The sequence below is a fragment of the Nannocystis sp. genome, assembly GCF_016714285.1.
In the GTDB taxonomy this organism is placed as follows: Bacteria; Myxococcota_A; Polyangia; order Nannocystales; family Nannocystaceae; genus Nannocystis.
Genome location: NZ_JADJNN010000003.1, coordinates 581,446 through 605,950, shown reverse-complemented (window position 1 = coordinate 605,950; position 24,505 = coordinate 581,446). Strand labels below are relative to the sequence as shown.

Annotated in this window: 21 protein-coding genes and 1 tRNA gene; 8 read left to right on the top strand and 14 right to left on the bottom strand. The window is 69.7% G+C overall.

Going from position 1 to position 24,505, the window contains the following annotated elements; translation table 11 throughout:
- The first annotated feature begins 110 nt into the window (after positions 1-110).
- A tRNA-Leu gene (locus tag IPJ59_RS10110) sits at positions 111-179 on the top strand.
- A 253-nt stretch (positions 180-432) separates the two neighbouring features.
- A complete protein-coding gene (locus IPJ59_RS10105; RefSeq protein WP_293271124.1) occupies positions 433-1,260 on the top strand; it encodes a hypothetical protein in 828 nt (275 codons plus the stop codon).
- Positions 1,261-1,369: 109 nt separating this feature from the next.
- Here the strand turns inward: IPJ59_RS10105 and IPJ59_RS10100 are convergent, their stop codons facing one another.
- The 10 genes from IPJ59_RS10100 to IPJ59_RS10055 form a co-directional block, all read right to left on the bottom strand.
- A complete protein-coding gene (locus tag IPJ59_RS10100; protein ID WP_293271122.1) occupies positions 1,370-2,209 on the bottom strand; it encodes a DUF4215 domain-containing protein in 840 nt (279 codons plus the stop codon).
- Positions 2,210-2,258: 49 nt separating this feature from the next.
- Positions 2,259-3,407: a hypothetical protein gene (locus IPJ59_RS10095; RefSeq protein WP_293271120.1), complete on the bottom strand. Its 1,149-nt coding sequence runs from the start codon at positions 3,405-3,407 to the stop codon at positions 2,259-2,261.
- Positions 3,408-3,540: 133 nt separating this feature from the next.
- Positions 3,541-4,443 carry a DUF4215 domain-containing protein gene (locus tag IPJ59_RS10090; RefSeq protein WP_293271118.1) on the bottom strand — a complete coding sequence of 301 codons (903 nt, stop codon included), beginning with the start codon at positions 4,441-4,443 and terminating at the stop codon, positions 3,541-3,543.
- Positions 4,397-5,179 (bottom strand): DUF4215 domain-containing protein, encoded by a 783-nt coding sequence (locus IPJ59_RS10085; RefSeq protein WP_293271116.1) that lies wholly within the window; start codon positions 5,177-5,179, stop codon positions 4,397-4,399. Before IPJ59_RS10085 ends, IPJ59_RS10090 begins: the two co-directional genes overlap by 47 nt.
- Before the next feature lie 100 nt (positions 5,180-5,279).
- On the bottom strand, positions 5,280-6,059 hold the full coding sequence (locus tag IPJ59_RS10080) for a DUF4215 domain-containing protein (RefSeq protein WP_293271114.1): 780 nt from the start codon (positions 6,057-6,059) through the stop codon (positions 5,280-5,282).
- A 100-nt stretch (positions 6,060-6,159) separates the two neighbouring features.
- A complete protein-coding gene (locus IPJ59_RS10075; protein ID WP_293271113.1) occupies positions 6,160-7,311 on the bottom strand; it encodes a hypothetical protein in 1,152 nt (383 codons plus the stop codon).
- A gap of 43 nt (positions 7,312-7,354) precedes the next feature.
- Positions 7,355-8,272, bottom strand: coding sequence for a hypothetical protein (locus tag IPJ59_RS10070; RefSeq protein WP_293271111.1), 918 nt, complete (start codon positions 8,270-8,272; stop codon positions 7,355-7,357).
- A complete protein-coding gene (locus IPJ59_RS10065) occupies positions 8,269-8,391 on the bottom strand; it encodes a hypothetical protein (protein ID WP_293271109.1) in 123 nt (40 codons plus the stop codon). The genes IPJ59_RS10070 and IPJ59_RS10065 overlap by 4 nt, the downstream gene beginning before the upstream one ends.
- Before the next feature lie 211 nt (positions 8,392-8,602).
- Positions 8,603-9,838 carry a serine/threonine-protein kinase gene (locus tag IPJ59_RS10060; protein ID WP_293271107.1) on the bottom strand — a complete coding sequence of 412 codons (1,236 nt, stop codon included), beginning with the start codon at positions 9,836-9,838 and terminating at the stop codon, positions 8,603-8,605.
- Between the two features lie 80 nt (positions 9,839-9,918).
- Positions 9,919-10,641, bottom strand: a complete 723-nt coding sequence (locus IPJ59_RS10055; protein ID WP_293271105.1) for a hypothetical protein — start codon at positions 10,639-10,641, stop codon at positions 9,919-9,921.
- 104 nt (positions 10,642-10,745) lie between these two features.
- On the opposite strand from IPJ59_RS10055, the gene IPJ59_RS10050 reads away from it, so the two are divergent.
- The 4 genes from IPJ59_RS10050 to IPJ59_RS10035 all read left to right on the top strand — a co-directional run bounded on the left by IPJ59_RS10050 (position 10,746) and on the right by IPJ59_RS10035 (position 16,171).
- Positions 10,746-11,543 carry a sterol desaturase family protein gene (locus IPJ59_RS10050; RefSeq protein ID WP_293271103.1) on the top strand — a complete coding sequence of 266 codons (798 nt, stop codon included), beginning with the start codon at positions 10,746-10,748 and terminating at the stop codon, positions 11,541-11,543.
- 321 nt (positions 11,544-11,864) lie between these two features.
- Positions 11,865-13,958, top strand: coding sequence for a hypothetical protein (locus tag IPJ59_RS10045; RefSeq protein ID WP_293271101.1), 2,094 nt, complete (start codon positions 11,865-11,867; stop codon positions 13,956-13,958).
- Between the two features lie 203 nt (positions 13,959-14,161).
- Positions 14,162-15,298 carry an acyl-CoA dehydrogenase family protein gene (locus tag IPJ59_RS10040; RefSeq protein ID WP_293271100.1) on the top strand — a complete coding sequence of 379 codons (1,137 nt, stop codon included), beginning with the start codon at positions 14,162-14,164 and terminating at the stop codon, positions 15,296-15,298.
- A 24-nt stretch (positions 15,299-15,322) separates the two neighbouring features.
- Complete coding sequence (locus IPJ59_RS10035) at positions 15,323-16,171, top strand: SDR family NAD(P)-dependent oxidoreductase (protein ID WP_293259008.1); 849 nt, start codon at positions 15,323-15,325, stop codon at positions 16,169-16,171.
- A gap of 95 nt (positions 16,172-16,266) precedes the next feature.
- Here the strand turns inward: IPJ59_RS10035 and IPJ59_RS10030 are convergent, their stop codons facing one another.
- Positions 16,267-17,325 (bottom strand): hypothetical protein, encoded by a 1,059-nt coding sequence (locus IPJ59_RS10030; RefSeq protein ID WP_293271098.1) that lies wholly within the window; start codon positions 17,323-17,325, stop codon positions 16,267-16,269.
- Between the two features lie 173 nt (positions 17,326-17,498).
- Positions 17,499-19,097 carry a hypothetical protein gene (locus tag IPJ59_RS10025; RefSeq protein WP_293271096.1) on the bottom strand — a complete coding sequence of 533 codons (1,599 nt, stop codon included), beginning with the start codon at positions 19,095-19,097 and terminating at the stop codon, positions 17,499-17,501.
- Between the two features lie 80 nt (positions 19,098-19,177).
- On the opposite strand from IPJ59_RS10025, the gene IPJ59_RS10020 reads away from it, so the two are divergent.
- Positions 19,178-20,164 carry an SDR family oxidoreductase gene (locus IPJ59_RS10020; RefSeq protein ID WP_293259014.1) on the top strand — a complete coding sequence of 329 codons (987 nt, stop codon included), beginning with the start codon at positions 19,178-19,180 and terminating at the stop codon, positions 20,162-20,164.
- Positions 20,165-20,273: 109 nt separating this feature from the next.
- Here IPJ59_RS10020 and IPJ59_RS10015 read toward each other — a convergent pair whose 3' ends face one another.
- Positions 20,274-21,269 carry a hypothetical protein gene (locus IPJ59_RS10015; protein WP_293271094.1) on the bottom strand — a complete coding sequence of 332 codons (996 nt, stop codon included), beginning with the start codon at positions 21,267-21,269 and terminating at the stop codon, positions 20,274-20,276.
- Positions 21,270-21,424: 155 nt separating this feature from the next.
- Here IPJ59_RS10015 and IPJ59_RS10010 point away from each other — a divergent pair, with 155 nt between their 5' ends.
- Positions 21,425-22,342: a hypothetical protein gene (locus tag IPJ59_RS10010; protein WP_293271092.1), complete on the top strand. Its 918-nt coding sequence runs from the start codon at positions 21,425-21,427 to the stop codon at positions 22,340-22,342.
- On the opposite strand, the gene IPJ59_RS10005 is transcribed toward IPJ59_RS10010, so the two are convergent.
- A complete protein-coding gene (locus tag IPJ59_RS10005; RefSeq protein WP_293271090.1) occupies positions 22,343-24,496 on the bottom strand; it encodes a hypothetical protein in 2,154 nt (717 codons plus the stop codon).
- Positions 24,497-24,505 lie beyond the last annotated feature (9 nt).

Sequence of the window (24,505 nt, the reverse complement as noted above, 5' to 3'; positions counted from 1 at the left end):
ACGCGGCCACGCGGGCGCCAACGCGCCCGCAACCGCCCCCCTTGCCCCGCGAGCGAGCGCTGCCCTACACTCGCCCCCGCGAGAGGCTGCCACGTGGGCGTTGGCCACCCCATTTTGCTCAACTGGTAGAGCAATCGACTAAGGATCGATGCGTACAGGTTCAAGCCCTGTAATGCCCAGGCCGCCGCCGGGCAGCCTCTCGCGTTGAATACTGATGGCACCGCGTCGGGCTACACGCGGGGATTGCAGGGACGCCCATCACGCCGTTATCCGCGAGCTGCCTGACCTTCTCCTTGTCGGTGACAGGTGCGCAGCGACGCGCCGGTCATGTGCAAGGGCTGCGGGTGGGCGCGGAACATTCGCTCCCGCGTGGGGGCCGATGTGGTGGCCTGCGGGTCATCGTCATGGCACATGTCTTGCCTTGCTCCCAGCATGACTCCGTCCGTTGCGCCGCTGCTCAAACTCGTTGTCCTTGCATCCCTGCTCGCCGGCTGTCCGGGTACCGGGGACGACACTGGGACGACCACGGCGGGGAGCAGCAGCGACGCGCAGGCCACCACCGGGGACATGCCGACGACGCCGACGACCGAACCTGGGACGACGGACGTCGAGGCCACCGGAACCGGGACAACGACGGGCGGGACTACCGGCGGGACCACCAGCGGGACCACCGGCGGGACTACCGGCGGGACTACCGGTGGGACTACGGACGACGACGTCGACTTCGCCTGTGAGGATACGGGGGGCGACACGACGGGGGACACGGAAGGCCCGGTGTGCGCGTGCATCCTCGACGACCAGGAGGGGGGATGGGGTGATGCGCCCTCCCTGCCGACGTGCGGCGAGACGCTGTGTCCGATCGTTCAGGCCAAAGAAGAATTCGATTGCTTCCCAGACTGCGGGCCTGACGGCGGGCTCATGTTGGCAAACCCGGAGGCGCTCGTGTGTGCGTTGACGGCGCTCCGCGATCGCACGCCCGGCATCGTCCGCTGGAATTGGTCGAAGTTCGGGGGACAGTACTCCTACAACGGCTACGTCTTGATACGCGACGACGGGATGGCCGTCCGGCGCTTCTGGGGCGCAGCAGATCTGGACTATGTTGTGGGGGACGCTCTCTTTGGGACGATGCCCGAAGCCTGCGCCTTCGCGCAGTGCCTCGCCGCCTCATCGGCCATGGTGCGCTTCGACTGCTTGCAAAAGTTCCCGCTCGAGCCTCCCCTCGGCCAGTGCGACGACGGATGGACCGTGTATTCCCCGTAGTTGTAAGACGCGGTCACCGTTCCAGCCCGCTCGCGCGGAGCTTTGGGCGCGAGAGCTCAGACCCTGCTCAACCTCGCCACGACGCACATCGACCGCGGCGCCTCGGCCCCTATTGTTCCACACAATATATCCGGAGCTCAGAGCCGCACGGCCCCTGGTCAAAGAATGACCAAGTCCCATCGATGCTCGTACTCAGACCGGTGCCGCCAAATCTAAGAAGACCAGAGTCGTCGTCCCAATCCTCGCAAAATTCCGAGCCCAGCGCGGGTTGTCCGCTTGGCAGGGTCCCCGTCCATACGCCCCAGGCTTGCGTCTGCGAGTGCTCGTCGACCGCGATCGCGTTCTCTAGACCCCCCGAGGTCAGCGCGTCCCAGTTCTGCGCGACGACCAGCCCGTTGACCAGGACGTAACGGCCACGTGAAGGCAGCAGGCGGTCAGAGGCGGACATCGACGGTGTACTCAGCCACGCCCTGAATGTCAGGAATCTATCAAGCCCAGCCTTGGCAGCGAGGCTCTGGCAACGTAGATCTGCACCCTTTAATCCACCAAGAGCGAAGCCCTGATAGATCTCGCTGCTGATGAAAACGATCGAGTCCTTCGCGCACTCCTGGCATCCGTCATCCGGTACATCGTTGCCATCATCACAGGTCTCGTCGCCATCCACAACGCCATCGCCGCACACAGGCTGCGGGGCCCCGGTGCTGCTCTCGGATCCACTGCTCCCACTTGCGGTCTCGCCGCTGGTCGTCGACGATGTGGCCGAGTTGCCTGAAGAGGATGAGCCTGTGCTGGTCGTGGTGCCGGTCGAGGTCTCATGAGACCCCCCGGACGCGCTCGTGCTTGACGGACAGTCGGTGACTCCGCGTTGGTCGATGATCGTATCAATCTGCTCGACGGCGCAGGCCGTCGACAGCACGACGACGATCATCAAGAACGACAGCGCACCCAAATCATGGCAGCGTCGAAAATGTGTAGAGCAGTTCACAGGTTAGTCTCCGTTATTGCTCGAAGCAGTAGATTCGGTTGGCGTTGTTGCAATTGTAGCTGACGTAGCTCGTCCACTGCTTGTCCGCGTCCCACTGCATCCACGCCTGGACCTGCTGCTTGTCGACTCCGCTGAGCCCGACGCGGCTCTTGTCGAGCGCCGAGGAACTGCTCCACGTCTTGCATGTCGCGGCCGGGTCGAACGCCTTGCCGCTCGGAGCGGTGCCGGTCCAGACGTATTTCCCCACCAGCTTCTCCCCGGTATCCGTCACGATAATCCCATCCCCCGGCCCGTTCAGGATCAGATCATCCCAGTCATCCGCGATGCGCACCCCGTCCGGGCGCACGTACGCCAGCCCGACCGTACTCGGCGAATGATCAAAGTCCTGAAACGGGCTGTGCTCCCCGTCGCTGAGCCAGGCCTTGGATTTCGCCGAGTTATCGAACCCTGCCTGTTTGGCCAGCTTCTGGCACTTCAGGTGCGCGCCCTCGACGCCGCCGAGGTCGCCGCCCTTGTAGGCCACGCTGGACAGGAAGGCCAGCCTGGCAAGGAAGCGGCAGCCGTCGTCACAGGGCACGCCGTAGGGCGGGAATTCACCGTCGCCGTTGTCCTCGCCGAGGTCGCACTCCTCGGGGCCCTGCAGGATGCCGTCGTTGCAGCGCGGGCCGAGCTGGCATTGCGTGGTGCAGCCGCCGTACACGTTATCGTTGTTGTCTGCGCCGTTGTCGCAGGCCTCCTCGCCGTCCCAGATCAGCTCGTCGCCGCAGGTGGCGACCTTGCACTCGAGGGTGCAAGCGCCGTGATCGTTGTTCTCGGCCGCGCCCAGATCGCACTCCTCGCCGGGGCCGACCTCGCCATCGCCGCAGATCGGCGAGGGGGCATCGCCGGTCGTCCCGCTTGAGCTCGTGAGCGCTTGGCCCGTGTCGATGTTGCCGGTCGAGCTGCTCGTGTCCGGTTCGCTGGTGCTCGCCGAGGTGTCGGTCGTGATCGGGCTCGATGCGCCGGTCGTCGGGGTGTTGGTCGGGTCGATGCCGGTGCTCGAGGACGAAGTGCTCGCGGTCCCGGGTTCGCCCTCCCCGCTGCCGACATCGCCGCCCTGCTGGCACGCGACGGTCAGGAGGGGCCAGGCGAGCGGGTGGAGGAGTGCGCGGGGGAATGTCATGAGAGACCTCGATGGGGGAGTCGTGTATCTCGTGAGCGATTAGCGTGCAGCGCCGTCGTGTTGTGCTCGCCGGCCTCCGGCGACAGGCTCCGCGGCGGGGCGACGAGCAACGTGAGGAGAAGGTGCATCGGGATCACGTGCCTTGCTGCTCCACGCAATACAGGCGCAGCTCCGACCCACAGCCCCCCTGCTCAAAGAACGACCAGGTGGCGTCGACACTGGTGCTGAATCCAGTGCCAGCAAATTTCAGCAACCCGGAGTCGTCGTCCCAGTCCTCGCAGAACTCGGAGCCAACCGCCGGCTGTCCGCTCGCCAGTGTCCCGGTCCAAACCGCCGAGTCCTGCGACTGGGAGTGTTCGTCGACCATGATCGGGTTCTCCAGCGTCCCAGAGGTCAACGCATCCCAGTTCTGTGCGACGACCAGCCCGTTCACCAGCATGTAACGACCGCGAGAATGGACAAGCCGATCCGCGGCGGACATGGCCGGCGTACTCAGCCACGCCTTGTAGGTGAGAAATCGGTCGAGACCTGCCTTGGCAGCCAGGCTGCGGCAGCGTTGATCTGCACCGTAGAGCCCGCCGAGTGCGTAGCCCTGGTATACCTCGCTGCTGACGAACACGATGGAGTCTCGTGCACACTCCTGACACCCATCCGCGGGTATGTCGTTACCGTCGTCGCAGGTCTCGTCGCCCTCGATGACCCCATCTCCACAAACCGGCGGTAATGGCCCGGTGCTATCGGAGCCGGATGTACTGCTCGATGGCTCCCCGCTGGTCGACGATGTGCCGGAACCACTCATCGCTCCCATTGAGGTGCTGGTGCTCGCGTCGGCATTCGTTGACCTGTCAGGCTCTACGCTGCTTTCGCCGATGCTCGAGGGGCAGTCCGTAACCCCGCGCTCGGCGAGAATGTCATCAATCTGCTGGACGCCGCAGGCGTCGAGCAGCGGCACCACACACAGCAGGCCGAGACTCTTGTTGTTGATGCGGTTACTGTTCCACACAATAAAGGCGGAGCTCCGAGAAGCAAGGGCCATGCTCGAAGAAGGACCACGCAGCGTCGGTATTCACGCTGAGTCCAGTCCCTCCGAATTTCAGTAATCCTGAGTCATCGTCCCAGTCCTCGCAGAATTCGGACCCCAGGGCCGGCTCTCCGCTCGCCAGCGTACCTGTCCAGGCGCGCGTGTCTTGTGTCTGCGAGTGTTCGTCGACGGTGATCGTGGTTTCGATGGTCCCCGACGTGAGGGCGTCCCAGTTCTGAGCAACCACAAGCCCGTTGACCAGGACGTAGCGCCCGCGTGAATGCAGCAACCGATCCCCCACGGAGATGCTCGGCGTGCTCAGCCACGCCTTGAAGGTCAGGAAGCGCTCAAGTCCGGCCTTCGCGGCGAGGCTCTGGCAGCGTAGATCGGCTCCATCAAGTCCACCCAGCGCGAAGCCCTGGTAGACCTCGCTGGTGATGAAGATGATGGAATCTCTCGCGCACTCCTGGCAACCATCGTCCGGGGTCGCGTTCCCATCATCGCAGGTCTCGTCACCCTCGACCACGCCGTCGCCGCACACTGGCTCGGAGGGGCCTGTGCTGCTCTCGGAGCCCGTACTCGTGGCACTTGTCTCGCCCCCAGATGTCGTGCATTCAGAGCTGCTCGTCTCGCCTACCGAGGTACCTGCGCTCGTGCTCGTGAATGTCTTGGAGCTTCCACTGCTGTTGCCCGTGCTCGAAGCAAAGTCCGTAACCTCGCCGTCCCCAAGTATAGCGTCGATCTTCTCCACCGCGCACGCAAGCATCAGGATGGGGCTGCACAGGGTTACCAGCATGGCGCCGCCAGAATATGTGTGTTCTGGAAGTATGGTATTCATTGCAGCTAAACTCTTATTGTTCCACGCAATAGAGCCGGAACTCGGAATCACAGGGGCCATTCTCGAAGAATGACCAGGCGGCGTCAGTATTCACGCTCAGTCCGGTGCCTCCAAATTTCAGGAGTCCTGAGTCGTCGTCCCAATCCTCGCAGAACTCAGAACCCGCGGCCGGCTCACCACTCGCCAAGGTGCCGGTCCAGGCGCGCGTGTCCTGCGTCTGGGACTTCTCGTCGACCGTAATTGTGGTCTCGATAGTACCCGACGTCAGAGCCTCCCAGTCCTGAGCGACCACCAGCCCGTTGACAAGAACGTAGCGGCCACGCGAGTGCAGAAGCCGGTCCGCGACCGACATGCTCGGCGTGCTGAGCCACGCCTTGAAAGTGAGAAACCGCTGAAGTCCGGCCTTTGCGGCGAGGCTTTGGCAGCGTTGATCGGCGCCATAGAGTCCACCCAGCGCGAAGCCCTGGTACACCTCGCTGGTGATGAAGATAATGGAGTCTCTCGCGCACTCCTGGCAGCCGTCGCCCGGGGTCGCGTTCCCGTCATCACAGGTCTCGTCACCCTCGACGACGCCATCGCCACACACCGGCTCTGACGGGCCGGTGCTCTCCGAGCCGGAGCTGGTGCCGCTTGTCCCGCCCCCGGATGTGGTGGATTCAGCGCTGCTCGACGCGCCTGTGGACGTACCTGTGCTAGTGCTCGTGGATGTCTCGGAGCCTCCACTGCTGTCGCCGGTGCTTGAAGAGCAGTCCGTAACCCCGCGGTCCGCAAGAATCGCGTCGATCTTCTCCACCGCGCACGCAGCCATCAGAATGGGGCTGCACAGGGTTACCAGCATGGCGCCGCCCGAATACCTGTGTTCGGGATATGTGGTATTCATTGCAGATAAGCTCCTATTGCTCGAAACAGTAAAGGCGATACGAAACATCGCAGCCAAAACTCGTGTAGTTTGTCCACTGTTTGTCCGCGACCCACTGCATCCACGCCTGAGCCTTCTGCTTGTCGACGCCCGAGAGGCCTCTCCGACTCTTGTCGAGCGCGGACGAGCTGCTCCACGTCTTGCAGGTGGCAGCAGGGTCGAAGACCTTGCCGCTTGGCGCCGTGCCGGTCCACACCCCGACACTCAGCAGCTTCTCCCCCGTATCCGTCAGGACGATCCCATCACCGGGCCCGTTCAGGATCAGGTCATCCCAGTCATCCGCGATGCGCACCCCGTCCGGGCGCACGTACGCCAGCCCGACCGTATCGAGAGCATGATTGAAGTCCTGGAACGGGCTGTGTTGCCCGTCGCTGAGCCAGGCCTTGAAGGCGGCCGAGTTATCGAAGCCCGCTTGCTTGGCCAGCTTCTGGCACTTCAGGTGCGCGCCCTCGACTCCGCCGAGGTCGCCGCCCTTGTAGGCCACGCTGGACAGGAAGGCCAGGCGGGCCTGGAAGCGGCAGCCGTCGTCGCAGGGGACGCCGTAGGGCGGGAATTCGCCGTCGCCGTTGCCCTCGCCGAGGTCGCACTCCTCGGGGCCTTGCAGCATGCCGTCGTTGCAGCGCGGGCCGAGCTGGCATTGCGTGGTGCAGCCGCCGTACAGATTATCGTTGTTGTCGGTGCCGTTGTCGCAGGCTTCCTCGCCGTCCCAGATCAGCTTGTCGCCGCATTTGGCGATCTTGCACTCGAGGGTACAGACCCCGTGGTCGTTGTTCTGGGCCGCGCCCAGATCGCACTCCTCGTTGGGGCCGGGCTCGCCGTCGCCGCAGCCCGGCGCTGGGGGATCGCCGGTCGTATCGCTCGAGGAGCTCGCGGGGTCCGGGCCGGTGTCGACGTTGCCGGTCGAGGTGCTCGCGTCTCCGCTGGTGCTCGTGGAACCCGGGTCGGTCGTGACGGGGCTCGAGACGCCGGTCGTCGGTGTATTCGTGGGGTCGACGAGGGTGCTCGTCGACGAGGTGCTCGCGGTCCCGGGTTCGGGCTCCGCGGTCCCGACGTCGCCGCCCTGCTGGCAGGCGACGGCCAGCAGGGGCCAGGCGAGCGATCGGTGGAGTGCGCGGGGGAATGTCATGAGAGAGACCTCGAGGGGAGCGTCGTTGTATATCGTGCGTGGGTCAGCGTGCAGCGCCGAGCTGCACGCGAAGGGTCAGGCCGGCGCCGGAGGGCGACCACCAGGGCGCAGCGGACCAGCGTTTCTTGCCAGTGCCACGGCGGGCCAGCGCGAACAATGTTGCGCCGAGCGCGGTCGTCACTCCGGCGGCGATGCCTGTGCCGATGGCGATCCCGCGGCTGGTCACTGCATCCTTGCGCAGGCCCAGCAACTCCTCATGTTCGCTTGGGCTGAGCGGACAGTCGGGCGGCTTGTCGTCGATCTCGCTGACGCGCGCACGGATCTTGGCGTCACTGACGAGGCCGTAGGTCATCACGCCGAGGAGCGCCGCGCTGAGGCCCAGGGTGATGCCTCCGGCGATCCTGAGCTGGCGCGGCGGGATCGCGTCGGGACTCGCAGGCGTCGCGCTCGTCGGCGCTGCGGCGGGCGCCGGAGCGGGCTGGACGGGAATCGTGGCAGCGGGGACGACGGGCGCGGGCGCGGGTGCGGGCGGCGGCGGTAGCGGTGCACAGGGATTGTCGCCGTAGGCGGCGAGCTTCTGCGTCACCGCCTCGTGGCGAGCCCGGGCGTTGGCGATCTCCAGCATCTCGGGGTCCTCGGGGAACGCGGCCGCGAGCGCGTCGGCGTGCTCCTGCAAGATGCCCTGCAGGCGGCACAGCGGCGCCGCCTCGCCGGTCTGGTCGTGAAGATTGAGCAGCGTCATGTGCATCGAGCCGAGCAGCAGCTGGCGACCTTCGCGGTCACGGCGGGCGTCGGGCATGGCGCGATAGGCCGCGTAGAACTCGTCGACCGCGGGCGCGAACTGGCCGGCGTCGTAGAAGCGCATCGCCGTCGTATTGTGCTCGCCGGCCTCCGGCGACAGGCTCCGCGGCGGGGCGACGAGGGCGACGATCAGGGCGAGGTGGAGGTGCATCGAGTTCACGGGTGGCGAGGCGTCGCGCGCAGTTTGAAGGTTTGCACGAAGGACAGGGGCTTGAGGGGCGGCAGGAGGGGCGTGTGGCGCAGGGCCTGGTCGACGCAGCGGCTCAGGGGGGTGTCCACGGCGTCGACGACGTGCGCGGAGACGCGCCCTTCCATATCGATCTTCATCGCGACGGCCAGGCGATTGCTGCCGCCGGTGCTCGCGTCGGCGCAGCGCTGGACCGCGGAAGTACGCCGGGCGAGGGCGCGGCGGGCCGCGGCCGCGAGATCGTGCTGCTCGCCAGCCCTGGTCGTCGGGGCGGGCGCAGGCGGGGATATGTGGGCAGTCGTGTCACCCGGCGCTGGCGGGGATGTGGGCAGTCGTGTCGCGTGGCGCAGGAGTGGGGGATATGTGGGCAGTCGCGTCGCTCGACGTAGGATCTGTCGGCGGGAATCTGCGGGCGTCGGCGAGGACCCAGCTGCCAGGTGCCGGGACCGCGATTCGCTCGGGTCCGAGATTCACCGTCCGCGGGGACGCCGGCGCCGGGACGAACAGCCACGCGATCGCCACGGCGGCGGCGAGCACGAGCAGCAGCGCGTGCGGCCGGCGGCGCAGCGACGATTGCGTCGGGGCCGAGCCCGCGGCGGCGGCCCGCAGCGCCTCGGCGAAGGCCAGCATCGTCTGCGGGCGGTCCTTCGGGTCCTTGCGCAGCGCCGATTCGATGACGGCGGCGATCGCCGGCGGAATGTCGGCACCCGCGGCGGCCTCGCCGAGCCGGGTCGGTTCATTGTAGATATGCTTGGCCAGCACGACGAACACGGGCTGGCCGCGGGCGTCGTGGAAGGGGAGGCGCCCGGCGAGCACGCGGTAGAGGGTGATCGCCATGGAATACACGTCCGAGCGGCGGTCGACGGGGAGGCCAGCGGCCTGCTCGGGCGAGGTGTAGCCGGGGGTGCAGAGCATGCGGCCGGCCTCGGTGGTCGGCGGGCTGGCGGCGTTGCGGAGCGCGCGGTCGGGCTTGACCAGGCCGAGGTCGATCACGATGGCGGTCGGGGGGCAGCCGGGCTCGGAGGTGACGAGGATGTTGCCGGGCTTGATGTCGCGGTGGACAAAGCCCCGCTCGTGCACGGCGTGCAGCGCCGCGATCGCGGGCAGCAGCAGCTCCAGCGCCTCGTGCCACGGCAGGCGCTGCTGCGGGCGCGCGCGCAGGTATTGCTCGAGGTTCGGGCCCCGCAGCATCTCCATCGCGATATAGGCGGTGGCGTCGAGCTTGCCGGTGCCGAACACCCGCACGAGGTTCGAATGCCGGACCTGGGCCGCCGCCTGGGCCTCCTGGACCATGCGGGCGCGCAGCTCGTCGGAGGCCATGCGCGGCTTGAGCAGCTTGATCGCCACGTCGATGCCGAGCTCGCCGTCGCTGGCACGAAAGACATCGGCCATGCCGCCGCCGCCGATGTGCTCGCGGACCGTATATCGCCCGGCGATCACCCGGCCGATGAAGTCGTACTCGATCGCGTTGTCAGACTGCGGGTCGAAGTCGCCGACGGTGACGAGCTTGAGCTGGGTACGCTGGCCGGAGCTGGACATGGGGGTCTCATGGCGACGCGCGCCATCGCGCGGGACTGTATCGCGTCCCCGACCCCGTGACCATCCGCCGGCGAAGACCGCTACCAGCGGAGCTGGCTGACCCCGAACGCACCACCGATGGCGAGGACCACGGCAGCCCCGACGAGCAAGATCGTGGCCTTTCGGGTGCCTCCCGCGATGCGCTCGCGGATCATGGCATCCATGCGCTCGGCCAGCTCGTCGCGCACGCGGATGAGGTCGATGCCCCCGGCCGAAGCGGCGGCGCTGCGGAACCTGGTGACCGTCACCTGGGCAATGGCGCCGAGCAGCCGCGCCACGAGCTTGCGCTGCAGCCACACGCGGACGCCCGTGGCAGCCGGGTCCGGAGCAACGGCGCGATGCACCACCTGGGCGAGGCGCTGCTCCGCCTGGGCGAGGGGGAGCAGCTCGATCGTGGTGGCGACCACGCCACCACGAGCTCCGATCTCTGCGCGGTCGTCGACGCCAAGGAGCTGGGCGAACAACCATTGCGTCGTCTGCTTTCCCAGGTGCAGCTCGCCGACCCCACGGATCAGGCTGGCGGCGACGGCCCGCTTGGTCGCCACGATCACGCCGATCACCGTGCACGCGACCACGGCGATGCAGGCCGCGAGGAGCCCGTGGAGCGGCGAGACGCGAGCTGCCATGACAAACGCAGTCACCGCGAGCCCCGTGCCGAGGCAGACCATCCCGACGGTCGTGCGAAGAAACGCCGTCAGGAGCTCGCCGAGCAACGGCGCCAGGAGCTTGATCAGGGGAGCGACGGCGGCGCTGATGTCGGGCACGGCCGGCGACGATAACACCCGCCACTGTCCCACTCCCAGAGCCAAAGACCCGGCGCGCCACGCTTGTTCGCGCGGGAGCGTGCCGTGATAGCCTGCGCAGGCCGATGCGCGCCGAGCCGATCCTCCAGCCTGTGTGGCACGCGATCCTCACCCACGGCGCGGGGATCGTCGATCACTGGTTGTTCCCGGCGACCGTGGGGTTGCTGTCGTTTACCGTGGTCTGCCTCGGGTTCACGGTCAAAGATCTGCGCCGCCGGGCGCGCAACAAGATCGTCGCGGATCGCTGGCCCAGCAGGCAGGACATCGCGCGGGCTGCGGTCCCACAGATGCTTATCTACGTCGGCGCCAACGCTCTCGGCTGGTGGGCGGCCGACGAGCACATCGCCCTGCCCCAGCAGGCGCCCGACCTGTTCACGCTGCTGTGGCAGGTGCTGGCCTGCTTCCTGGTCAGTGACTTCCTGATCTACTGGGAGCACAGATTCATGCACGCGGTCCCGCTGCTCCGGCGCAAGGTCCACTGCGTGCATCACAAGTACCTCTACCCCTTCTCGTGGGCCGGGGGCTGGGTCCACCCGCTCGAGGATGCCGTTGTGATCGTCTGTGTGGTGACCCCGGCCCTGCTGTTTTCGGTGCACCCGCTGAGCTTCTGGATATTCGTCGCACTCTGGGTCGCGTGCCTGATCGAGGAGCACTCGGGATATGACGTTTTTTGGTCCCCCCACCGCTGGTTACCGTTCGCCTGGGGCGGCGGCGGGGCGCCCCATGATCCCCACCACAACATCCACGGGAGCAAGAATTACGGGTTTGTGTTCACGATCTGGGATCAGCTCTTTGGTACGTACATGAGCCTCGCCGAGGCCGCGCAGCGGCGGGCCCGGGCCCACCCGAGGGCCGAGCATTGATCCGGCCCGACTTTCCCTCCTCCTCGACGCGCAGCCACGAGACCAAGGGTCACCGGGACCGCCAGGGTCCTCCGAGCGCGGAGATTCGATCCGGATTGCATGGTCGCCAGACCTAACATCCCCGCATGAAGCCAGCATGAAGCCCCATCAAGTCCCCGCGGAGGCCGTCCCACGCCGCAGACTCCCGCTTGACCCGCGATCGCGCATGCCGCCGCGTCCCGACCCTGTTCCCATCCGCCGACATCATCGACGCTCGCAGCGCCGGGGCTTCACGCATGGATTGCAGGGAGGGACCCGGAGCGGGGCACGTAGACTGCGGCGATGTCTCTCCGCCGGGTCCTCGCCGCCTCGCTCGTTGTTTTCGCCGCCTGCGCGGACGAGGCGGTGAAGGGTGGCAGCGCCGTGGGCCTGCATGCCCGCGTACGCGCGGGCGGGGTGGAGCTGGTCAGCGAGGAGGCGGAGGTCCGGCTCGACCCGCCCGGCGACGCGGAGTTGACGGCGCGCTCGGCCAGCGTGGTCCGTCCGCAGCTTGACGGCCCGCACCGGCGCGCGGGCGGGGTGGCGCCGGTGCGGGCGTCCTGGGCGGCCCGCACACCGCCGGCGACGGCCGCGTGTGGGGTCGGCAAGCCGGCCGAGAAGATCGGCACGATCAACGGGTCGCTCTGCTGGGTGAGCGCGAGCCTGACCTCGGGTTCACTGGTCGAGGAGAACGCGATCTACGAGTTTCTCCTGCTCGGCCGCGACGGCATCTACAAGGCGACCCAGGTGTCGACCAACGTCTACTATCCGCCCGACTTCGGCCACTTCGGCGTGACCGCGGCGGTCGGCTGCGCCAAGAGCCCCGACGGCGACTTCATCACCACCGAGTATCTGTCGTCGATGTCGGCGTTCGCGGTGGCGTACAGCATCGGGCCATATATCGTCGGCTTCACGGCCTTCATCGTCCCGGGTCGCGCCTTCGTGCCGGCGATCGAATATGACAGCGGCTACGGCCTCACGGCGTCGCTGATCCCGTGGCCGATCGGCATCAGCCTCAACCTGATGGAGAAGTCGAACTACACCACGCCGCCGACCCTCATCGTCCCGTGGAACAAGTCCTGCGGGGCCCCGGCGCCGCTGCCCGGGCCTGGCTTTCGCGCCGGCGAGGACGACACGCTGGCGACCATCGCCGCCGGCCTGCACGGGCTGCAGAGCGCGCCGGGCGACGACAACATCGCGGTCCTGCAGCGCGAGATGGCGGCCTCGCTGCTGCCGGTGTTCGATATGCTGTCCGCGCCGTCCGGCGGAGCGCCGACCGACGACGCGCCGGCGGCGACGCAGGCCGACCTGTTTCGCGACTGGCTGGCGCGCGGCGACGGCGAGCAGCTGTGCGCCGACTGCCCGGCGACCTCGATCGATCACCTGCTGTACGAGTTCGATCGCCAGGTGCAGGCCGCGGGCGACGACAGCGACGCGATCTTGCTGGCGGGCATCGAGGGCGCCGACCGCCAGGTCCAGTTCTCGCCGCAGCTGCTCGAGCAGGCCAACCTGCAGCGTCAGCTCTCGCCCGGCGTGGCGCTCGCGGGGGTGATCGCCGACGAGGTGATCGCGGGCGGCGACGCCGGTCGCTTCGTCGACGCGCGGATCGTCGTCGTGCCGGCGCAGCTCGGGGTGGCCGCCGACCTGTCGATCGGCGCCGACGAGATCGCCGACCTGATCGGCGTCGACGCGGCCGCGCTCGCGGGCGCCACGGTCACCCTCGATGCGTCACCGGTGGTCGAGGCCGCCAGCTTCACGCTGACCGACGGCGAGGTCCAGGCCAGCTACACCCCGCAAGATCCTGCCCCGGTGCTGTTTCGCTACGCGGTCGACCTGTCCACCGCGGCCGGGCCGCTCCCGGCGGGCGCGGCCGACTGGGTCGTGCGGCCCGCGATGCGGCGCATGCAGCCCGCCTCGGGGCCGCCGGCCAGGGTGCTGCTGACGGCGCCGTATCGTGCCATCGTCGACACGCCGGTGGTGCTCTCGGCGATGGTCCTCGACGCCGACTACAGCCCGATCACGGGGCCGCTCGCGGTCGACTTCCTCGATGGCGAGGGCGAGCTGCTGGCCAGCGCCGAGGGCCAGTACGGGTCGGCGATGGCGGCGGTGGTGCCGAGTCCGAGCATTCCGGCGATCGCGGCGGTGATGCCGACCACCCTCAAATACGGCGATGACAGCACGGGCCCCGGCTTCGCGGTCACCGGCACCGGCTTCTCGCGCGAGGCGGTGGTCCGGGTCGACGGGGTCTCGCTGGCCGAGCGCGGGCTGCTCGTCGCGGTGATCTCGTCGCGCGAGATCTTGTTCGAGGACGACGGTGGATTCGCCGGCGATCACAAAATCGTCGTCGAGAACCCGCACGACACTCCGTCGAACACGAGCAGCTTCACCGGACCATAGGTGGCGTTGTGGCCCCGTGCACGCGCGCTGGTCGTGAAGCGTTCGGGTTCCACAGGCTCGTCAGATTGGGCACGCCAGCCCACCATCCGCCGAGGATATCCCAGGACACGACGCGAAAGTTCGGCGGCGGGCCGCGACTCGATGACGCCGCGTCCGCGCGCGAGCACTCGATCGCGTCCCCGACCCTGTTACCATCCGCCGACATGATCGACGCTCCCCTCGTGGCCCGGGCCGAGGCCGCCGCGCAGCTCATCCGCCCACACGCCGAGGCGATCGAGCGCCAGCGCCGACTGCCCGCCGAGGCCGTCGCTGCGCTGGTCGACGCCGGCATCTTCAAGTTGCTCGTCCCGCAACGATTCGGCGGCGCCGAGACATCCGTGGCCACGCTGGCCGCGGTGCTCGAGGCGATCGCCCGCGCCGACGGCTCCGCGGGCTGGTGCGCGATGATCGGCGCGACCTCCGGGCTGATGAGCGCATTCCTCCCCGAGGCCACCGCCCGCGAGGTGTTCTCACCGCCGGACGTGATCACCGGCGGCGTGTTCGCCCCGCTCGGCCGGGCCACCCGCGAGCAGGCCGGCTATCGCGTGCGCGGCCGCTGGCCGTTCTGCAGCGGCTGCCAGCACGCCGGCTGGCTCATGGGCGGCGTGCTCGTCGACACCGGCGACCCCGCCCGCCCCGAGCTGCGCAGTCTGCTGTTCCAGCGCGACGAGCTCGAGATCCACGACACCTGGGACACCAGCGGGCTGCGCGGCACCGGCAGCCACGATATCTCGGTCGACGAGCTCGTCGTCGCGCACGCGCGCAGCTTCTCGCTGCTGGCCGCCCCGACGATCGACGCCCCGCTCTACCGCCAGCCCTTCTTCGGAACCCTCGCCGCTGGCGTCGCCGCGGTCAGCCTCGGCATCGCCCGCAACGCCCTCGACGCATTGCTCGCGCTCGCGGCCCACAAGCAACCCGGCGGCGCTCGCAAGACGATCGCCCACCGTGAACTCGTGCAGCTGCACGTCGCCCGCGGCGAGGCCGAGCTGCTGGCCGCCCGCGCTGGCCTGCACGCCGCGATCACGCTCGCCGCCGATGAGGTCAGCGCGCTCGGCCACGCCGGCCTGCGCACCCGCGCCCTGCTCCGCGCCGCCGCTTGCCACGCGGCCAGCGCGAGCGCCAGCGTCGTCGACCACGCCTACGAGGCCGGCGGCGCCACATCGATCTACAGCGGCAGCCCGCTGCAGCGCTGCTTTCGCGACGTCCACGTCGCGACCCAGCACATCATGGTCGGCCCCACCAGCGCCATCCTGGCCGGCCGCGTCCTGCTCGGCGTCGACGGCGACACCAGCAGCCTCTGAGCGCCACGAATCGAGCCCACGCCAATGTCCGCACCTCTCAGCCCCGACCGTCTCCGCGGCGCCGTGGCGATCGTCACCGGCGCCAGTCGAGGCGTCGGCAAGGGCGTCGCTCTCGGCCTCGCCGAGGCCGGCGCCACCGTCTACGTCACCGGCCGCACCACGGCCGATTCCATCACCAATTCCACCGCCCCCGGGGGCCTCCCCGGCAGCATCGAACAGACCGCCGAGGAGGTCCGCGCGCTCGGGGGTGTGGGGATTGCGATCTGTTGTGATCACGCGAGCGACGAGCAGGTCGCGGCGCTGTTCGCCCGCGTCCACGCCGAGCAGGGCCGGCTCGACCTCCTGGTCAACAACGCGTTTGCGATCCCCGAGGGTCGCATCGCCGGTCCGTTCTGGGAGCTGCCAGTCGCCCAGTGGGACCTCATGCACCGGGTCGGCCTGCGCTCGCACTACGTCGCCGCCGTGCACGCCGCGCAGATCATGGTCCCGGCCCGCCGCGGCCTCATCGTCAACGTCTCGTCCTTCGGCGCCAAGATCTACGCGATCAGCGTCGCCTACGGGGTCGGCAAGGCCGGCGTCGACCGCATGTCGCGCGACATGGCCCGTGAGCTGCGCCCGCACAACGTCGCCGCCGTCTCGCTGTGGCCCGGCATCGTCCGCACCGAACGGCTGCTGCGCGAGCCCGAGCGCCTCGGCTTCGACCCGACCCACGGCGAATCTCCGACCCTCAGCGGCCGCGCCGTCGCGGCCCTCGCCGCCGACCCGCAGGTGCTCACGCGCAGCGGCGAGGCCCTGGTCGTCGCCGAGCTCGCCGTCACCTACGACTTCACCGACCTCGACGGCACCCGCCCGGCCTCCCTGCGCCGCGCCTGAGCCCGTGCGCGGTCCTGTGTGCATTGCTATTGGTACATGTCTCAACAGACATGTACTACGATTCAAAATCGTCGCGGGTCCGCGCCGTGCGAGCCTCACTCGCGGCGGTCGCTGAGGTCGACGCCGAGCAGCTCGGAGACGCGGCTCAGCTTGTGCATCCGCACCAGCCCGAGCTCGCGCAGCGCCAGCTTGCCGCTGGAATCGACGATCACCAGCGCGGCCTCTGCCGCCGGGATCTCGAAGGGCGCGCGCGACTCGTCGGCCGCCGCGACGGTCTTCCACTGCGACAGCTCGAGGCCCTCGAGCGTGCCGACCAGCGCGACATGGACCTTGGCGGCGGCCTCCTCGGCCGCCTTGAGCTTCTTGTCGCTGTCGGCGACGAGCCCCGCGAGGCGGACGCTGGGGTCCAGGAGCTGCTTCCAGGTGGCCTCCATGTCGCCGTCGAAGCCGCCCTCGACCCCGGGCAGCTCGGTCTTTTTCACCGGCCGGGCGAGGAACACAAACATGCAGGTCTTGCCCTCGCAGGCGGCGTTGTCGAGGTCACCGACCTTGAACGCGGGGGCGGGCGGGAGCACCGGCTCCTCGGCGCGCAGGGCCGCCTTGAGCTCCTTGAGGATCTTGTCGTCCTTGTCGACGGGGGGTCCGCTGTGGCGCAGGGTGACGGCGCCGTCGGGGCCGAGGACGACCACGCCGACGTGGCCCTTGGGCAGCTTGAACGCCTTGGTGATCGCGCCCTCGTAGTCGACGTAGAGGGGGAGGCGGATCTCCGGGCGCATCGGGCCGAGGATCTCGTCGATCTTGCTGGAGAACAGCTTGAAGCCCTCGGTGTCGGCGATCGCGTAGCCGACGACGTCGGCCGGGAGCTGCCAGCGGCCGAGCGCGCGGTCGAACAGCTTGCTCTCGCCGGCCTGCATGCTCTCGCGGTCGCCGACGACCAGGTACGCCGTCTTGCCCTTGAGGTCGGCGAGCTTGAGGTCCGGGAGGCCGGCGCTGCCCGGGATCACTACCTTCATCGGGTCGGCCTCGGCGACGTTGATCTCGGCGAGCTGCTCCGGGATCGGCTCGGCGCGCGAGCGGAAGATCCAGGCGACCACGCCGATCAGGACCAGCAGCAAGATCGTCAGGGCGAGGAGGATCCGCTTGAGGCGCGACACGGGCGGCCGAAGTATCACGGGCGGCCGCACGGCGCCAGACGAGCGCCTGCGCGGGCGCGCGCGGTCAAACGAGCGCCAGACGGCGCCTGCGCGGCGCGCGGGGCCAAACGAGCGCCAAGCAAGCGCCAGACGAGCGCCTGCGCGGGCGCGCGGGGCCCAGAGGCGACAGACGCCTACGGGCCCGGCGCCGGGTCGACCGCGAGCTGGCCGAGGCGCAGCTCCCCGTCGAGCAGGCAAGCGAAGGGCAGGACGGCGTGCTTCGGGTCGTTGCCGGCGAGGGTGACGGCGAGCGCGACCGCGTCGCAGTGGAGGTCGGCGAGCGGCTGGACGAAGCTGTTCTCGCCGTCGCTGGCGACGACCTGGACCGGCGCGGCGGCGCCGTAGGGGACGAGGAAGAAGGGGTAGCCGCGGGCGACGCCCGGGGCGAGCGCGCCGGTGGCGGGGACACCAGGCAGGGTGGCGGGCTTGGGCGAGGCGCGGCGCGGGGTGTTGCCGTGGCTGGTCTCGAGCATGCTGACGCTGACGCGGCCGGCGGTGTCGACGGCGGCGACCGTACGGCTGCCGAAGTTGCTGACGATCGTGGCGAGGGTGATGTCGCCGCTGACGTCGAGCGGGGCCGTGAGCGGCGGGACGGTGAGGGCGACTGCGCCGGTGTCACTGAGCTCGAGCAGGGCCGGGAAGGCGCCGCCGAGGCGAACGGCGAGGGTGTTGCTGTGATCCGACGGGATGTCCGGGAGGACAGGTGCGGGGCCGAGGGCGTCGAGGTCGGCGGGGGCGGCGGTGCCGATCTGCTGGGGCGGGGTCCAGCCCAGCGCCGGGCCGCGCCACAGGCTGGCGAACAGGCGGTGGTCGCCCGGGTGCGGCTGCTCGGCGTCCGGGGCGGCGTGCAGCTCGGCGATCAAGGCGTCGCCCACGACCACAGGGCGGCCGAAGGCGGCCCACTCGAACTGCAGCTCGCCGAGCGCGTCGCCCAGGTCGAAGGCGATGACCGGGTCCTGGATCTGCGGGTCGGCGCCCTGCTGGACCTCGCGGGTCACGACCTGCGTCGCCGGGAGGCCGACGTTGTACGCGACCCGCATGGACTTCGGCGCGCCGTCCACCGACGGTTTCGCGATCGCGGAGACGGCTGGCGTAAAGGACATGTCCAGGAGGACATGTCCTTCGAGCGGCACGAGCACCGGCTCCGTGGTCCAGCCGCGCGTGGCATCGGCGGGGAAGAGGCGCAGCTCGGGGTCGGGGTCGCCGGCGGCGAGCAGACCGAGCAGGCCGCTGGCGCCGACCCCCGAGCTGACCAGGACCTGTCCGGTGCCGACGAGCTCGGGCGCGAGGGTGGCGCTCCACATCGGCCGCGTCGCGGGCTCGGGCGCCTCGACCTTCATCTCGAGCTCCACCGAGTAGCGCGGAGCGTCCGCGGTGCGGGTGAGCAGCTGCAGGGTGTGGCTGCCGACCGTGAGCGCGCCGTGGACGGTGAGCGAGAGGGCGTCGGGGCCGAGGCTGCCGACCGCGCCGTCGCCCTGCAGGGTGCCGAGCGAGTGGCCGTCGAGCAGGACCTCGGTGACGCCGACGACGATGTCCTGGACGACCAGGAGCTCGGGCTCGGTCTGGTTGGCGTCGACGCGGAAGCTGCCGACGGCGGGGTTCAGGAAGTCGGGCGTGGGCGTCGCCTCGCCGCTGTCGCCGCTCGATCCGTCCGCGTCGGCGGTGTCGTCGGCGGCGCCGCCCGGGTGACAGGCGAGGATGCCAGCGGCGAGCAGGAGGGCGGCGCGACGCATGGCCCCGAGGGTACGCGGACGGGCGACGGACCGCCATGGGGCGAGGACGCCGCGCGCCGGGATCGGGTACGTTGGGGCACATGGGCGGACGCATTCTGGTCACCGGGGCGACGGGGAACACCGGGTCCGTGATCGCCGACCTGCTCCTGGCACGAGGCGTGCCGTTCGTGGCGATGGCGCGGAGCGCGGAGAACCGCACGAAGCTGGCCGCCCGCGGCATCGAGGCGATCGCGGGGGACTTCGACGACCCGGCGAGCCTGCGGACGGCGCTGGAGGGGGTCGAGAAGGCATATCTGGTCAGCACGCCGGACGAGACGCTGATCCGCAGGGAGCAGGCCTTTATCGCGGCGGCACGCGAGGCCGGCGTGCAACACATCGTCAAATGTTCGGCCTATATGGCCGACATTAACTCCGAGTCGCCGAACCTCCGCTCGCACGCGGAGATCGAGCGATCGCTCGCCGCCTCGGGGCTCGCCTGGACCGTGATCCGCCCGCACGGCTTTATGCAGACTTTCACCCTGTTCTCGTGGGCCATGATCGAGCGAGTCGGAGTGATCAGCGCGCCCCACGACGACGGGGCCATGCCGCTCGTCGATGTCCGCGACGTCGCCGCCGTGGCCGTCAAGGCGCTGCTCGAGCCGGGCCACGCGGGCCAATGTTATGACGTCACCGGCCCGACGGCGCTGACGATGTGGGACATGGCCGAGGTGCTGGGGCGCGTGCTCGGCCGACCTGTCAGCTATATCAACGGGTCACCGCGATCGCTGGGGCTGATGATGAAGATCTTGGGCGTGCCGGCGACCCCGGCGGAGCATGTGATCGTCATCTCCCGCTGGGTCCGCGAGCACCGACTCGAGCAGGTCCACCCGACGCTGCAAGCGCTGGGGATCCGTCCGACCAGCTATGAAGAATTCGTGCGCGACCTGGTCGCCGGACGCACCGGCGGCGGCAACTCGTTCAAGCCCCCGGACACGCGGCTCGCGCGGCTGCTGGGCGCCGTGATGCCGGTGATGCTCCGCGTGCGCCTGGCGATCGGCGGGCGGCCGCGCCGGCCAAACGGAGACTGATGCCGGCCGGGTTTGGCCTGCTTGGCTCGGGCGCTCGCTGCGAAATGTGTATAGATTCTCCGCCCGGCAATAGCGATTGATCCGCGGGACGGTGCCCCGCGATCAGCGATCACGCGACCGCGCTGACGACCCACACCAGCGCGAGCAGCCCGCCGTGTCCGAGGCCGAGGGCGAAGGCCGCCCAGCGCATGCGCGCCTGGCTGGCGAACAGCAGGAGGAATGCACACAGCGCCAGGCCCGCGAGCAATGAGGGCAGTGCGGTCGCCAGGAAGGGGCTGCGCTCGTGGATCTCCACGAGGGCGCGGCCGCCGAGGAAGAGCAGGACCAGGGCCGTCCACCACAGGGCGCGGGTGAGGAGGGCGAGGAGGAGGGCCTGATGCCGGGCGAGCGCGCCGGCCAGGCGGTCGCCGACGATCGTGCTGCCGCGGGCGAGGCCGCCGAGCAGCCACAGGGTCGCCGCGCCGATCGCGGCGAAGAAGCGGCCGAGCAGGCGCAGGAGCGGGCGCAAGTTGGCCAGGCGGCGGCCGGTGGCGCGGAGGCTCTGGCCGGTCGCGGCCGCGCTGCGGCGGGCGAGCGGGCCAAGTTGCCGGCCGAACTGTCGGCCGAGCTGGGCGGCCCTGGGCGCGAGCTCGCGGCCGAGGGCGAGGGCCTTCGGGGCGATCTGCTTGCTGAAGGCGCTGGCGCGCTGGAGCGGGCGCGGGGCGCGGGGAACGACGGGGGAAGGGGAGTTGCCGGAGTCGGCGGTGAGGGTCGCGGCGGAGTCGGCAGGGTCGCCGAGCGCGGCACTGGCGGGGACGGCCGGGGTGCGGAGGGTGCCGGTGGGGGTCGTCGCGTCGTCGTCGTCGAGGACGATCTGCAGGCCGGTGTCGGCGCTGCTCGGCGGCGCGGCGGGCTCGGACCAGGGCCGCAGCAGGCGGCCAGATCCGGCTGTGTCGGCGGTGCTGCGTAGGCGGGCCGGCAGGGCGCGCAGCCACAGGCCGGCGCGCTGGAGCTGGCGCGCCAGCCAGCGTGAGTGGCGGCGAGCGGCGCCGTGGGTCGCGGAGGGCCGCGGTCGACGGCGGTTGGCCGGGTGCTGGCGACGGCGATTTCGCGGCGGCGGGGTCACGGACGCAGGGTTTCATGGGCCGGGTCAGGGGCCAAATTTTTGCCTGTTCGCGTGGGGTATGCAGGGCCAGCGGTTGGCCGGAGTTGCCTCGCAGGGTGAGGAGGTCGCTCGCGCCGGTCGCCGACTTTCGTCGCGGGCTGCTACGATCGCCGACGATGTCGCTGCTGCTGGTGGGGTCGCTGTTGCTCGCGCCGGTCGAGGCGCCGGGGCCGACGGTGTGGGCGGAGGCCGGGGGACGGCCATGGACAGGCTGCCGCGAGCGTGAGCGCCAGGCGGAGGGGATCCTCCAGCGCGTCAGCACGCAATCCGAGGAGAGCAGCGGCGAGTCGCCGTGGGCGGCGCTGGCCCGCGACTGCCCGAATGCGCCGTCCGTGCTGGTGCTGGCGGCGATGCGCGAGCTGGTCAAGGTGCCGAGCTATCCGCCGCAGATCGACCTGATCGACGGACTGCCGCGGCTCGCGGAGATCTACCGCGAGAGCCGCCTGCAAGCCCGGACCTGGTTGACGCGGGCGCTGGTCGAGGCGGAGCGGCGCGGCGAGCCGCCGCCGGTGTTGACGTATTACTTCCTCGGCTACGCGGCGCTCGGGCTGGGTGAGGCGAGCACGGCCCGCGCCGCGCTGGCCGAGGCGGAGCGGCGCGGTGAGGTCGAGGGCTGGCGCGCCGACCGGGCGGCCGCGGTCGCGGCGTTGCTGGCGGGTGAGCTGCCGCGAGCGCTCGAGCTGGCCTACCGCGCCCGCGAGCTGGCACCGACGGCCCAGCGAGCGACCTCGGTGTACGTGCTGGCGCTGGTGTACGACCGGGCGGGCGCGCCCGAGACGGCCCAGCGCGAGCTGCTGGCGCTGCGCGCCCCGGGCAGCGAACGCGGGGCGGTCGACACCTTGTTGCCGCTGCACGAGCGGCTGTACCTGAATGCGCTCGAGCAGCAGGCCGCGCGCAACAACGGCAGCGCGGCGCGGCTGTGGGAGGCGTACCTCGCCCTCCCGGAGCCAGAGGCGCCTGAGCGGGCGCTGGCAGAACGGCGCCTGGCGGAGCTGCGGCCGCGAGGTTCGCTGGTGCCTGGCGTCGGGCGGTGACTACTTCTTCGCCAGCTTGATGCCGTCGGCCGAGCAGGTGAATGTGTAGGTGTCGGCGAGGATGAGCGGGGCGAGGTGCTTGCAGAGCGCCTCTGTATCGGTGCCGGCGACCGCGAACTTGGGGATCGCGGCGGGGTCCTGATCGCGGCTGGGGACGCCGGAGAGCATGAACTGCGGGGTGTTGAAGAGGAGGCCGGCGTAGCGGCGCGCGCCCTGCTCGAGCGCGACGCCGTCGTTGGCGCTCATCTTGCTCGCGGGGTCCAGGCCCATGATCGCGGCGATCGCTTCGAGCTCGCCGTCGTCGGCGATCACGGGCTCGGTGATCAGGCGATCCTTGATCGCGGCGGCGAGGTCTCGCACCGTGGTGCCGGAGGTCTTCGAGGCCGCGACCAACATGAGCTCGATCCACTCGTACTGCGAGCAGGGCTGGCCGAGCGGGCCGGTACACGCGCCCTTGAGCCCGGGGCTGCTGCCGTTGGCGAGCCGGTTCTCCCACGCGAGCAGGCCGTTGAAGTCGACGCCGTTGAAGCCGTTCTGGGCGTCCTTGAGGAAGATGCCGGTGTCGCGCAGGAAGTCGATCGCGGGGTAGTCGAAGTCCTGGGCGGCGATCTGGCCGACCGGGAGGTCCCACCACATGCTGCGCATCGCCGACTCGATGAGCACCCAGGCGCTGAAGCGCTGCACCCGGTCGCCGACGTTGTTGCCGCGGCGGTTGGGGTCGGCGGTGGTGATCGAGTAGGGCTCGTAGACCGGCTCGAGGAAGTAGGGCGTCGAGGTGTCGCAGAGGTCGGGGGCGTCGACGTTGAAGTAGGGGTGGACCGCGATCTCGGTGATCAGGGTGCGCAGCGAGTAGTCGTCGGCGACGAAGGCCTCGCTGAGGTTCTGGAGGATCTCGCGCTGCTTCGCGTTGCGCGGGAAGTTGTGGGCCAGCGTCAGCGGGTGGCCGAGCAGCTCCTTCCACACGTTGTTGACGATGTTGGTCGCGGTCAGGTAGGCGAGCGCCTGGTCGGGGCCGACGTCGAGGTTGTCCTCCAGCGTGAGGCCGTCGGCGGCGAGGCTGGCGAAGCCGGACTTGAACAGCGGGTCGATGTCGAAGAGGTGCTGCCCGGCCGGGAGCTTGCCGCCGAGGTAGCCGGGGATGTTCAGCAGGTCGCCGCCGCGGCCGGGGTCGAAGCCGCCGCACGAGGACATGCCCCAGGCCTGGACGCCGCCCTTCTCGACGGTGAAGCCGGTGACGCGGAACGCGGCGTAGAGCTCCTGCTCGGGGCGGCCCTTGGAGGCGCCGTAGATCGCGGCCTCGAACTTGCCGGGGATCGACCAGAAGTGGTTCTGCTTGGGGTCGGGGTTGAAGGTGACGGACTCCTCGCTGTTGTGACACTCGAGGCAGCCGCTGCGCCGGCCGAGGTAGGCGGACTCGAAGATCTCGCCGAAGTTCGAGCGGGCGTTGACCTCGAACTCCTCGGGGCTGATGTTGGCCCCGCTGAGCGGGCGGGCCATGCGGGCGAACATGTCGGCGCGGTAGAGCGGGCTCAGGTCGTCGAGGCGCAGGCTGCTCTCGAGGACGTCGGCCATGCTGAACTTCTGGCCGAAGCTGGTGCCGTTGGCGTCGTTGTCGCGGATGAACTTGGCGAGCTCGGGGCCGGCGTTGGGGCCGTTGGTGACCGAGTAGCAGTTGAGGTTCGACTTGATCTCGATGCGGTTGATCCGCAGCTGCTCCCACAGGAACTGACGCCAGCGGCCGAGGTAGAGCGGGCCGCTGGCGAGGCCGCGGGCGACCACGGCGCGGCCGTCGACGCCGGCGGCGTCGAGCTGTTCGATCATGCTGACGAGCAGCAGGACCTCGCGCATGCCCTCGGGCTTGCGGCCCTGGACGAGCGGGATCAGGCGCTTGATGAAGGCCTCGTCGCCGGCGTCGCAGTCCTCGGCCTGGTCGCCGGGCGGGGGCGGCTCGCCGCCGTCATCGCCGCTGTCGCTGCCGGCGCTGGTGGTGGGGAGGACATCGGTGTCGCCGTCGCCGGTGCCGGTCGCGGGGGGGTCGGTCTCGGCGGTCTCGGTGGCGGTGCCGGCGGCGTCGTCCTGACAGGCGAGCGGGGTCGTAGCGAGGCCGAGGGCGATGAGGCCGCGGAGGGTGCTGGGGGTGTGCGCGGTGGTCATGGGTGCCTC

Excerpts from the sequence above, each read along its gene's own strand:
- IPJ59_RS10040 (WP_293271100.1), top strand. The coding sequence starts at position 14,162 with ATGATCGACGCTCCCCTCGTGGCCCGGGCCGAGGCCGCCGCGCAGCTC.
- IPJ59_RS10025 (WP_293271096.1), bottom strand. The coding sequence starts at position 19,097 with ATGCGTCGCGCCGCCCTCCTGCTCGCCGCTGGCATCCTCGCCTGTCAC.
- IPJ59_RS10050 (WP_293271103.1), top strand. The coding sequence starts at position 10,746 with ATGCGCGCCGAGCCGATCCTCCAGCCTGTGTGGCACGCGATCCTCACC.
- IPJ59_RS10075 (WP_293271113.1), bottom strand. The coding sequence starts at position 7,311 with ATGACATTCCCCCGCGCACTCCACCGATCGCTCGCCTGGCCCCTGCTG.
- IPJ59_RS10005 (WP_293271090.1), bottom strand. The coding sequence starts at position 24,496 with ATGACCACCGCGCACACCCCCAGCACCCTCCGCGGCCTCATCGCCCTC.
- IPJ59_RS10105 (WP_293271124.1), top strand. The coding sequence starts at position 433 with ATGACTCCGTCCGTTGCGCCGCTGCTCAAACTCGTTGTCCTTGCATCC.
- IPJ59_RS10095 (WP_293271120.1), bottom strand. The coding sequence starts at position 3,407 with ATGACATTCCCCCGCGCACTCCTCCACCCGCTCGCCTGGCCCCTCCTG.
- IPJ59_RS10035 (WP_293259008.1), top strand. The coding sequence starts at position 15,323 with ATGTCCGCACCTCTCAGCCCCGACCGTCTCCGCGGCGCCGTGGCGATC.
- IPJ59_RS10060 (WP_293271107.1), bottom strand. The coding sequence starts at position 9,838 with ATGTCCAGCTCCGGCCAGCGTACCCAGCTCAAGCTCGTCACCGTCGGC.
- IPJ59_RS10020 (WP_293259014.1), top strand. The coding sequence starts at position 19,178 with ATGGGCGGACGCATTCTGGTCACCGGGGCGACGGGGAACACCGGGTCC.
- IPJ59_RS10010 (WP_293271092.1), top strand. The coding sequence starts at position 21,425 with ATGTCGCTGCTGCTGGTGGGGTCGCTGTTGCTCGCGCCGGTCGAGGCG.
- IPJ59_RS10090 (WP_293271118.1), bottom strand. The coding sequence starts at position 4,443 with ATGGCCCTTGCTTCTCGGAGCTCCGCCTTTATTGTGTGGAACAGTAAC.
- IPJ59_RS10045 (WP_293271101.1), top strand. The coding sequence starts at position 11,865 with ATGTCTCTCCGCCGGGTCCTCGCCGCCTCGCTCGTTGTTTTCGCCGCC.